Origin of the sequence: uncultured Roseicyclus sp., from assembly GCF_937892565.1 — a bacterium.
GTDB lineage: Bacteria > Pseudomonadota > Alphaproteobacteria > Rhodobacterales > Rhodobacteraceae > Roseicyclus.
This window is the reverse complement of sequence record NZ_CALAHQ010000048.1, coordinates 1-10,850: the sequence shown is the minus strand read 5'-3', so window position 1 is coordinate 10,850 and position 10,850 is coordinate 1. Positions and strand designations below refer to the sequence as shown.

General features: G+C 63.9%; 11 protein-coding genes. 2 read left to right on the top strand and 9 right to left on the bottom strand.

Annotation, left to right across the window (positions count from 1 at the left end; translation table 11 throughout):
• Window positions 1-1,030 (bottom strand): tyrosine--tRNA ligase (tyrS, locus tag Q0094_RS06670; protein ID WP_297616717.1); only part of this gene is annotated, 1,030 nt, incomplete at its 3' end.
• Between the two features lie 83 nt (window positions 1,031-1,113).
• Here tyrS and Q0094_RS06665 point away from each other — a divergent pair.
• Window positions 1,114-2,190 (top strand): anhydro-N-acetylmuramic acid kinase, encoded by a 1,077-nt coding sequence (locus tag Q0094_RS06665; RefSeq protein ID WP_297616720.1) that lies wholly within the window; start codon window positions 1,114-1,116, stop codon window positions 2,188-2,190.
• 64 nt (window positions 2,191-2,254) lie between these two features.
• On the opposite strand, the gene rarD is transcribed toward Q0094_RS06665, so the two are convergent.
• From rarD to Q0094_RS06635, 6 genes are all read right to left on the bottom strand, one after another.
• Window positions 2,255-3,154 carry an EamA family transporter RarD gene (gene rarD / locus Q0094_RS06660; protein WP_297616714.1) on the bottom strand — a complete coding sequence of 300 codons (900 nt, stop codon included), beginning with the start codon at window positions 3,152-3,154 and terminating at the stop codon, window positions 2,255-2,257.
• Between the two features lie 43 nt (window positions 3,155-3,197).
• Window positions 3,198-3,617, bottom strand: a complete 420-nt coding sequence (locus Q0094_RS06655) for a cupin domain-containing protein (protein WP_297616711.1) — start codon at window positions 3,615-3,617, stop codon at window positions 3,198-3,200.
• Entirely contained in the window at window positions 3,614-4,291 is a 678-nt protein-coding gene (locus tag Q0094_RS06650; RefSeq protein WP_297616709.1) for a haloacid dehalogenase type II, read from the bottom strand. Before Q0094_RS06650 ends, Q0094_RS06655 begins: the two co-directional genes overlap by 4 nt.
• Window positions 4,288-5,565 (bottom strand): phosphopyruvate hydratase, encoded by a 1,278-nt coding sequence (gene eno / locus Q0094_RS06645; protein WP_297616706.1) that lies wholly within the window; start codon window positions 5,563-5,565, stop codon window positions 4,288-4,290. Before eno ends, Q0094_RS06650 begins: the two co-directional genes overlap by 4 nt.
• Window positions 5,566-5,685: 120 nt before the next feature.
• Complete coding sequence (locus Q0094_RS06640; RefSeq protein ID WP_297616703.1) at window positions 5,686-6,546, bottom strand: DMT family transporter; 861 nt, start codon at window positions 6,544-6,546, stop codon at window positions 5,686-5,688.
• A gap of 127 nt (window positions 6,547-6,673) precedes the next feature.
• Window positions 6,674-7,087, bottom strand: coding sequence for a Fur family transcriptional regulator (locus tag Q0094_RS06635; protein WP_297616700.1), 414 nt, complete (start codon window positions 7,085-7,087; stop codon window positions 6,674-6,676).
• Window positions 7,088-7,226: 139 nt separating this feature from the next.
• On the opposite strand from Q0094_RS06635, the gene Q0094_RS06630 reads away from it, so the two are divergent.
• Complete coding sequence (locus Q0094_RS06630; protein ID WP_297616697.1) at window positions 7,227-8,117, top strand: DMT family transporter; 891 nt, start codon at window positions 7,227-7,229, stop codon at window positions 8,115-8,117.
• 52 nt (window positions 8,118-8,169) lie between these two features.
• Here the strand turns inward: Q0094_RS06630 and Q0094_RS06625 are convergent, their stop codons facing one another.
• Complete coding sequence (locus tag Q0094_RS06625; protein WP_297616695.1) at window positions 8,170-9,612, bottom strand: YdiU family protein; 1,443 nt, start codon at window positions 9,610-9,612, stop codon at window positions 8,170-8,172.
• 95 nt (window positions 9,613-9,707) lie between these two features.
• The gene (locus Q0094_RS06620) at window positions 9,708-10,646 is read right to left on the bottom strand and encodes a nucleoside hydrolase (protein ID WP_297616692.1); all 939 of its coding nucleotides are present in this window, start codon (window positions 10,644-10,646) and stop codon (window positions 9,708-9,710) included.
• Window positions 10,647-10,850 lie beyond the last annotated feature (204 nt).

Here is a 10,850-nt window from a genome sequence, read left to right as displayed (position 1 = left end):
CACCCAAAGTCAGCCTGGGCAGGTCATCGCCCATCCCGCCTTTCTCGAAGACCTCACGGGCGGTCGCTTCGGCGGCCTGCGCCGCCTCTGCCCCATGCAGCAGCGCTGTCACCGCATTGGCAAGCTTGATCTTGGCCTCGTTGATCTCAGAGCCCTGCAGCGCGCCCAGACGTTCACATTCGGCCACCGGCAATTCCGTGTAAAGCTTGAGGAAGCGGCCCACATCGGCATCGGTGGTGTTGCGCCAGAACTGCCAGAATTCATAGGGGCTCAGCATCGCGCCATCCAGCCAGACCGCGCCGCCTTGGGATTTGCCCATCTTGCGCCCGTCCGACGTGGTCAGAAGCGGCGTGGTCAGGCCAAACACCTGCGCATCCAGAACCCGGCGCGTCAGATCGATCCCGTTGACGATATTGCCCCATTGGTCCGAGCCGCCCATCTGCAGAACGCAGCCCTCGCGGCGGTAGAGTTCAAGGAAATCATAGGCCTGCAAGATCATGTAGTTGAATTCAAGGAAGGACAGGCTTTGTTCACTGGCCAGTCGGGTTTTCACGCTTTCGAACGACAGCATCCGGTTGACCGAGAAATGCCGCCCGATGTCGCGCAGGAAATCGAGATAGTTCAGCCCATCGAGCCATTGCGCATTGTTGAGCATAAGCGCCCCCGTGGCGCTGGCGTCATAAGACAGATACCGCGCAAACACGCGGTTCATGCCTTCTATGTTTGCATCAATCGCTGCCGCGTCCAAAAGCGGCCGCTCATCGGAGCGTCCCGAAGGGTCGCCCACCTTGGTCGTGCCGCCGCCCATCAAGGTGATGGGCCGGTGTCCGGACTTTTGCCACCAGCGCAGCAGCATGATGTTCAGCAGATGCCCGACATGAAGCGATTTGGCGGTCGCGTCATAGCCGATATAGCAGGTGACGGGGCCTTTGATCAGCGCCTCGTCAAGGCCTTGCACATCGGTACAGTCTGCCAGAAAGCCGCGCGCGATGATCTCGCGCAAGAATTCCGATTTGGGGTGGTAGGTCATCGGGCTCCGGTCCATGCTCTTGGGTCGTGGGCGAGGCTATAGCGGGCGGTGCCGTGAAGGGAAAGAGCGACAAGTCAGGGTCGATGCGGGTCGCGGGTGCGATGTCGGGCACCTCGATGGATGGGGTGGATCTTGCCGTGATCGAAACCGATGGCGTGGCGGTGACGGGCTTTTTCGAAACCCGCTATCGCCCCTATCGCGATGCGGAACGCGCGGTGATCCGGTCCGCCCTTGGCCGTTGGCCCGGTGAAGCGGGTGTTGCGGCCGCCGCCCGTGTGGTCGAAGACGCCCATCTTGAGGTTCTGGACGGGCTGCAGGATGTCGTGGCCTTTGGCTTTCACGGCCAGACACTGGCCCATGATCCGGCGGGCGGGCGCACCCATCAGGTGGGCGATGGGGCCCGCATCGCAGAGCGCGCGGGGCTGACCACCGTTTGGGATTTTCGGTCCAATGATGTGGCTTGTGGCGGGCAGGGCGCGCCCCTGGCACCGTTCTATCATTGGGCCTTGGCGCGGATGATCGGCGCGACAGGGCCGGTGGCGTTTGTCAATCTGGGGGGGGTGGGCAACATCACCTGGGTCGATCCGGCCTGCGATGGCCCCGAGGCGCCGGGGGCCTGTCTGGCCTTTGACACCGGCCCCGCCAATGCGCCGATCGACGATCTGGTTCTGGCCCGGCGGGGCCTTGGCTTCGACCGTGATGGCGCGTTGACGCGGGCGGGGCGGGTCGATGCCGCTACGGTGGCGCGGTTTCTGGATCAGGCGTTTTTTCACCGCGCCCCGCCCAAATCGCTGGACCGCGATGGGTTTCCCGATCTGGCCCGATGGGTTGCCGCCATGGCCGATGCCGATGCGGTGGCCACACTGGCGGCCTGTGCGGCGGGGGCTGTCGCACAGGCGATGAGCCATCTGCCGTCCCGGCCCGCACATGTGCTGGTCACGGGCGGCGGGCGGCGCAACCTTGGCTTGATGGCGATGCTGGCACGGGATCTGGATTGCCCTGTGGACCCGGTCGAGGCGGTGGGGCTTGATGGCGACATGCTCGAGGCACAGGCCTTTGCCTATCTGGCGGTGCGGGTGCTGCGCGATCTGCCAATCTCGGCGCCGATGACGACGGGGGTGGCCGCGCCCCTCGGCGGCGGGCGGGTGAGCCGGATCTGACGGTCGGCCCGGGGGCTCTGCCCCCGAACCCCCGGAGTATTTTTCAAGCAAAGATCGGCAGGGCCTAGGGGATGTTGGCCCGCGCCGTGCGGATCATGCTGATCGTGTAGAGGATCAGCGCCGCCCAGATCAGCGGAAAGGCAATCGCGCGGGCAAGGCCAAAGGGTTCGTGAAACACGAAGACCGCGATCAGCAAGATCATCGTGGGGGCGATATATTGCAAGATGCCGATGGTCGACAGCCGCAAGCCCTTGGCGCCATTGGCGTAAAGCATCAGCGGAATGGCTGTGACCGCACCAGAGCCGATCAGCAAGAGCCCATCCCAGCCACCCGGCTTGGTGAAATGCCCATCACCGCCGAGCCACAGGATATAGGCCAGGGCCAGAGGGCAGAGCAGCAAGACCTCGAGCAGGAAGCCCTGGTTCGGGCCGATGGGCAGCGTCTTGCGCAAAAAGCCGTAGATGCCGAAGGTTGTCATCAAGACCAGCGCCACCCAAGGCAGAACCCCCGCCGCGACCGTCAGGATCGCAACCGCCACCCCCGCCAGCCCGACGGCGATCCATTGCGTGGCGGCCAGTTTCTCGCGCAGCATGATCGCGCCCAAGGCCACGGAAAACAGCGGGTTGATATAGTACCCCAGCGCTGCATCCAGCGCGCGGTCATTGGCAATGGCCCAGACATAGACGCCCCAATTGACCGAGATCAGCGCCGCCGTCACCGCCGCCATGCCCACCATGCGCCGATTGCGCAAGGCGCCCAGCACATCCCCCGTGCGCCCCAGCACAACCAAGATCAGCCCCGCGATCGGCACCGACCACAAGATGCGATGGGCGATGATCTCGGGCGGCGGGATATGGTCCATCGCCTTCATGTAAAGCGGCAAGAAGCCCCACATCAGATAGGCCCCGACGGCATAGGCAAAGCCTGTCGCGGTATCGCCTGTCTGGGGGGTGGGGGTGGTCATGGCACGGACCTAGCCGATTGCGCGACCGGCCGCGAGGGTGATTTCAGCCGCGCGGGATGTCAAATCCGGGCGGTGCCAGCGTGAACCCTGCAAACTGGAACCCCGGCGATACGGTGCACGAGACCAGCGTATAGTCCCCCGTGGTGCGCGCGGCCTGCCAATGGGCTTGCGGCACGATGATCTGCGGCGCGCCCATGCTCAGATCGGGACACAGCAGATGATCGCGCGCAGGGCCGGCATCGGCTTCGGCCAGCGACAAGATCAGGGGCGCCCCGGCATGATAAAGCCAGATCTCGGTGGCATCGACCTTGTGCCAATGGCTGGCCTGACCCGCCTTGAGCAGGAAATAGATGCAGGTTCCCGTGGGGCGACCCGCATTTTCGGCCACCCATGTCTGGCGGAAAAAGCCGCCTTCGGGGTGGGGGGCAAGGCCCAGACGGGCGATGATCTGGTCGGCGGTCATGGCGAAAGCCTTTGGCAAAGGTCCATGAAATCGGCGGCCACAACATCCCAATCGGCCGCAGCCGCCAGATCGCTGGTCTGGCCCGGCCCATGTTCCAGCGGGCGTGGCACGAAGGCGGTCAACAGCCCCGCCGCGCGGGCGGCCACCAGATCGTCATTATGGGCGGCCACCATCATCACCCGATCGGGGCTGAGCCGCAGCGCGGCGCAGGCGGCCAGATAGACCTCGGGCTTGGGTTTGTAATCGCGCGCGATGTCGGCGCCCAGAATGCAATCCCACGGCAGACCCGCATGCCGCGCCAGCCGCGTCATCAGCGCGATGGACCCGTTCGAACAGGGCGCAATGATATGGGCCCGCTTGAGCGCGCTCAGCCCCGGCACCACGTCGGGCCAGGGATCAAGCCGTTCCCAGGCATGGGACAGCGTGTCAGGGGCGGTGGCGCCGAAAGCCGCGGCCACGCGGTGCAGGTTTTCGCGGTGCAGATCGTCAAGCGCCACATAGCCCCGCCCGCCGTCCCGGATGCGGGCCATGGCAGGGTCGTATTCGGCGCGCCAGGCGGTGGCAAAACCCGTGGCGTCGACCGATGGCAGCACGGCGGCCACCTCGCGCGCGACCGATGTGCGCCAGTCGACGCAGGTGCCAAAGACGTCGAAGATCAGCGCCGCGACCCTCATCCCCGCAGGATCGACCGCCCGGCATAGAGTGCCGTATCACCCAAGGCTTCCTCGATGCGGATCAACTGGTTGTATTTCGCAAGCCGGTCCGACCGCGCAAGGCTGCCGGTCTTGATCTGCCCGCAATTGGTGGCCACGGCCAGATCCGCGATGGTGGCATCTTCGGTTTCGCCCGAGCGGTGGCTCATCACACAGGTCATGCGATTGCGATGGGCCATATTCACCGCCGCCAGCGTTTCGCTGAGCGTGCCGATCTGATTGACCTTGACCAAAAGCGCATTGGCACAGCCCTTCTGGATGCCTTCGGCCAGCCGAGCGGGGTTGGTCACGAACAGATCATCGCCCACCAGTTGCACGCGGTGGCCCAACGTGTCGGTCAGCGCGCGCCAGCCGTCCCAATCATCTTCGGCACAGCCATCCTCGATCGACAAGATCGGGTAATCGTTCACCAAAGCCTCCAGATAGGCGACATTCTCATCGGATGTCAGAGTTTTTCCTTCTCCCGAAAGGATATAGCGGCCGTTCTTGAAATATTCCGTCGATGCGCAATCGAGCGCCAGCATGATGTCGTCGCCGGGAATGTAACCCGCTTTCTCGACAGATTTCAAAACGAAATCAAGAGCATCACGGGTCGAGCTCAGGTTGGGGGCAAAACCGCCCTCATCCCCGATGCCCGTGGACAGGCCCGCCGCGGACAGCTCTTTTTTCAGGGTGTGAAACACTTCGGCGCCCATGCGCACGGCGTCGGCGATGGAACTGGCCGACACCGGCATGATCATGAATTCCTGAATGTCGATCGGGTTGTCGGCATGCTGGCCGCCGTTGATGATGTTCATCATCGGCACCGGCAAAAGCCGCGCCGCCGTGCCGCCGACATAACGATAGAGGGGCTGGGCATTGTAGTCGGCGGCGGCCTTGGCCACAGCGAGCGACACGCCCAGGATCGCATTCGCGCCCAGACGGCCCTTGTTGTCGGTGCCGTCCATTTCGCACAGGGCGGCATCGATCGCCTCTTGCTCGGTGGCGTCAAAGCCCACCAGCGCATCGGCGATCTCGCCGTTGACGGCGCCGACCGCGCCCAGCACGCCCCGGCCCAGATAGCGGGTCTTGTCGCCATCGCGCCGCTCGACCGCCTCATGCAGACCCGTCGATGCCCCCGAGGGAACAGCGGCACGGCCCAGTGTGCCATCCTCCAGCGTCACATCCACTTCGACGGTGGGATTGCCCCGGCTGTCAAGAATTTCGCGGGCGTGAATATCGGTGATAAAGCTCATGAACAGTCCCCTTGGGTCGGATGTGCGCGCTCTATAGCAAGCCTTGCCAGACATGCGAAGGGTGTAGGGCCAGCCCTCGCTGCGGCCAAAGGGCCAAGGGGCCAAGGGGCCAGGACGGTGTCAGCCGCGCGCTTGACGCTCGCGCCACAGGCTGTAGAGCCCCGTGGCGATCACGATGGCGACCCCCGCAAGCGTCAAGGGTTCGATCGTCTCATCGAACACAACCACCGCGATGGCAAAGGCAAAGACCAGCCGCGTGTAGCGAAACGGTGTGACGGCTGCGATTTCGCCCACCCGCATGGCCGAGGTGATGGCGAAATAGGCCACCATGCCCGACCCGATGGCGGCCGGAATGCTCAACCCGATCATCAGGCCGGGCCAGACCCAGCCGCCCGACACCAGCAACACGCCGCCGCCCGCCAGCGCAAGGGCTGCAAAGCTGTAACTGGCCAAAAGCGGGGTCGGCACCGATTTGGGCACCCGCCGCGTCGCCAGATCGCGCAGCGACAGGCCGATGGCCGCAGCCACGGCATAGAGAATGTTCGGATCAAAGCTTTCGGCGCCGGGCCGCAAGATCAGCAAAACGCCTGCAAGACCGACGCCAATGGCCAGCCAGCGCCGCCAGCCGACACTTTCGCCCAGAAACAATGCGGCCCCCAGTGTCACCAGAAGCGGATTGGCTTGGATCACCGCCGACAAGGTCGACAATGGTATGAGCGACAGCGCCATCACGAAACTGACCGTGGCCAGAACCTCGGCGGTATTGCGGATCATCACCGATCGCATCAACAGCACCGGGCTGAACCAGCGATGTCCCAACAGGGCCGCCCAAAGCCCGAACAAGACAGCCCCGCCCATGCCGAACAAGAACAGGATCTGCCAGACCGGCATCTCACGCGCGGCGAAAACCATGAACATGTCGGTGAGCGCAAAGGCCAGCATCGCCAGCGTCATCCAAGCCATGCCCTTGAGATTGTCCATCAACCGCGCCTTGCTGTGAAATCTGCCCCCGGCTTAGCGCGCCCCGCACAAGGATGGAAGCGCCAAGCCCCCATCCCTTCATCTTTCAAAAAATACGCATCTTTGCGCTGACAAGCCCGCGCAAGGCTCAGGATTTGCGGATCGGCACACCATAAAGCTCAAGCTTGTGGCCCTTCAGCCGGTAGCCGAGCCTGGCTGCGATCTTTTCTTGCAGCGCCTCGATCTCGGGGTCGACGAATTCTATCACCTCGCCTGAATGCATGTCGATCAGATGGTCGTGGTGGTCGCGTTCGGCGTCTTCGTAACGTGCGCGGCCATCGCCGAATTCCAGCCGGTCCAGAATGCCCGATTCCTCGAACAGCTTGACCGTCCGATAGATGGTTGCGATCGAGATGCGCGGATCGCGGGCCGCAGCGCGGGTATAGAGTTCTTCCACATCCGGATGATCGGTCGCTTCTTCCAGCACTTGCGCGATCACGCGGCGCTGGTCGGTCATGCGCAGGCCCTTGGCTTCACAGCGCGCCTCGATCGTGTCGGTCATCACAGGGCCTCCGGGATATTGCGGTCGTGGACGATAGGTGTAAGGGATTTGCAGCGCTGAGAAAAGACGCCGCACGCCCTTTGGTTTCACGGCAGCGCGGTCCAGACCGCCAATGGCGCGCCAGCACGGGGGATCGGCCATGGCCCAGAACGACAGGATCGACGCCTTCGGGGCCGTGGCGCTGACCGGGTTCGCGGCGCTTCTGGCTGTCAATCAGGTCGTCATCGCAGTGGTCAACGAAGGGTTGCAGCCGGTTTTTTTCGCCGCCCTGCGGTCGTTGGGCGGTGTCATCTGTATTCTGGGCTGGATGCGTTACCGCGCGATTGCCCTGACCGTGCCGCCGGGCACGCTGGTGCCGGGGCTCTTGATGGGGGTGTTGTTCGCGGTCGAATTCATTTGCCTGTTCGTGGCGCTGGATCTGACGACCGTGACCCGTTCGGCCATCATATTCTATTCGATGCCGGTCTGGCTGGCGCTGATCGGTCATCTTCTGATCAAGGGTGAGCGGATCACCGGGCGCAAGGCCATGGGGCTTGGCTTGGCCTTTGCGGGTGTGGTTGTGGCGCTGGTGATGCGCGGCGGCCCCGATGCCGAGGGATCGGTGATCGGCGATCTGTGCGCGCTGGCCGCGGCGATGTCGTGGGCCGGGATCGCGGCGCTGGCCAAGGCCTCGCGCCTTCGCGATGTGCGCCCCGAGATGCAATTGATCTGGCAACTGGCCGTCTCCGTGCCGCTTCTGGCGCTGGCGGCCTTTGCCTTTGGGCCGTTCTTGCGCGATCCGGGCTGGATTCATTGGGCGGGGCTGGGGTTTCAGATCCTTGTGATTGTCTCGGCGGGCTTTTTGCTCTGGCTTTGGCTCTTGTCGATCTATCCGGCGGCCTCTGTCGCGGCCTTCAGCTTTTTGTCGCCGGTCTTTGGCGTGCTTTTGGGCTGGCTGTTGCTGGGCGAGCGGATTGGGCCCGGGATTGCTGCGGCGCTGACGCTGGTGGTGGCGGGATTGATCCTGATCAACCGGCCTGCGTCCCGCTGAGACCTGACGCAGCGGTGGGGCGGTGTATGCGTCACCGGCGAATGACAAAGGCTCAGGTGCCGCAGAAGGTGGCGGTGATGGCTTCCCCTTCGGCGGGGGCGGCTTCGTAGGTTGCAAGATGCGCATCATCGTCAAAGGGATGTGCCAGCGCCGCCATGAGCTGCGCAAAGGGGCTGAAATCGCCCTTCGTGGCGGCCTCGATCGTCTGCTCGATGCGGTGATTGCGGGGGATGCGGGCGGGGTTGGTGGCCTGCATCGCGCGAATGCGCTGCGCCTCGTCCCGGCCTTCGGTGTCAATCCGTGCCTGCCAGCGCGCAAGCCATGGGTCCAGCGCCGTCGGGTCGATGCATTCATCGCGTGCGCGGCGCGGATCGGGGCCCGAGAGTGCGCGAAAGACACGGGTGAAATCGGCGCGGGCCTCGGCCATGCGCGCCAAAAGCTCCAACGCGAGCTCTGCATCGCCCGGCGCTTCGGTCGCAAGGCCCAGCTTGGCGCGCAACACCCCATGCCACGCGGCATCGAAGCGGTCGGAAAAGCCGTTGATGGCCTGTGTAAAGGCATCGATCCCGGCGTCACGGTCTGCGATCAGGGGCAAAAGTGCCGTCGCCAGCTGCGCAAGGTTCCAGACCGCGATCTGGGGCTGGTTGGCATAGGCGTAGCGGCCGAACTGGTCGATGGAGGAAAACACCCTGTCGGGATGGTAGGCATCCATGAAGGCGCACGGACCGTAATCGATGGTCTCGCCCGATAGGGTCATGTTGTCGGTGTTCATCACACCATGGATGAAGCCCACGCCCATCCATTGCGCAATGAGCCGCGCCTGTGCCCCGATCACCGCGTCAAGCAATCCGGCTGGCCCTTGGGCCGTCGGGTAATGGCGCGCGATGGTGTGATCGCACAGCGCCTGCAGCGCCGTGATGTCGCGGCGGGCGGCAAGATACTGAAACGTCCCGATGCGGATGTGAGAACTGGCCACACGGGTCAGGACCGCGCCGGGCAAAGGGCGCTCGCGCAGCACAATCTCACCTGTGGTGACAGCCGCCAGCGCCCGGCTGGTCGGGATGCGCAAGGCCGCCATCGCCTCGGAGACGATATATTCGCGCAAGACCGGCCCCAGCCATGCCTTGCCATCGCCCATGCGACTATAGGCTGTGCGCCCTGATCCCTTGAGCTGGATGTCAAAGCGCGCACCATCGGGGGCCAGAACCTCGCCCAGCAAGATCGCGCGCCCATCGCCCAATTGTGGCGACCAGCCGCCGAACTGATGACCGGCATAGGCTTGCGCGAGCGGGTCGGCGCCGTTCGGCAGCGCGTTGCCCGAAAAGATCAGGGCAAGCTCTGCCGGATCATCGGGCAGCGCGATGCCCAGACGCGCGGCCAATGGGCGATTGACCGCAACAAGCCGGGGGTCCGGCACGCATTGTGGCCTTTGCCGGGTGAAACACGGCGCAGGCAGGCGGGCATAGCTATTGTCGAACGGGAAACGCGCGGTCATGCTGTGTCCTTTCCCAAGAGATATATGGCTGGGGCGGGGCGGGGGAAATCCCTTGAAAGGGATTTCCAAGGCCCTTGCAAGGGCCTTGGTCGCGCTCAATATCGGGCGAGGCACCCGGTCAGAAGATCGTAGAAGCCTTGTGCATCCACATCGCCCATGAAGACCGCAGTTTTCGGACGGTCCGTGACGCCCCACCAATCGGCCACCGTCATGCCGCGGGTGAGGCTGGATGTCGTTTCGATCTCGACGTTGATATGTCGCCCGGTGAACAGATGCGGAGCCAGAAGATAGGCAATCACGCAAGGATCATGCAAGGGTGCGCCCTCCTGGCCATATTTTGCCATGTCGAAGCGTTCGAAAAAATCGGTCCATGCGGCCACGGCATGGGCCACCGGGCTGCCGATGGCGCGGATCGCGGTCATGCGACTGCGTGTGGTCAGCACCTTGTGGGTCACATCAAGCGGCATCACCGTCAGCGGCACGCCGGATTTGAACACGATGTCGGCTGCCTCGGGGTCGACATAGATGTTGAATTCGGCAGCAGGTGTGATGTTTCCCACCTCGAAATAGGCGCCGCCCATCAGCACGATCTCTTTCACCCGGGCCACGATATCGGGCGCGGTGCGAAAGGCGGTGGCAATATTGGTCAGTGGTCCAAGCGGGCAGAGCGTGATCGTTCCCGCAGAATGCGCGCGCAGGGTTGCAATGATGAAATCCACGCCATGGGTGTCTTGCAGCGGCATCCTGGGGTCGGGCAGCGCGATGCCGTCAAGCCCGGTCTTGCCATGCACATGTTCGGCGGTGACGAGCGGATGGGCCAATGGTCTGTCACAGCCCGCAAAAACCGGGATATCGGGGCGCCCGGCCAGTTCGCAGATGATGCGCGCGTTCTTTTGCGTGAGGTTGAGCGGCACATTTCCGGCCACAGCCGTGATGCCCAGCACCTCGATCGCGTCGGGGGCGGCAAGGGCCAACAAGATCGCCACGGCGTCATCTTGTCCGGGATCGGTGTCGATGATGATCTTGGCGGTCATGGGTGCGCTCCTGTCTGTCGGGGGGCAGGTTTCACCGAAGGGCAAGAAACTTCAATGCCTCTGGCGGGAGTATTTTGAAACGAAGATGGGCAAAAGCAAACAGGCCGCCCTTATTGGGGGCGGCCGGTCCTTGCGGGCATGTGGGGCCGTCTAGCGGTTCTCGATATCGATGTAATCGCGGGCGGTCGGGCCCATGTAAAGCTG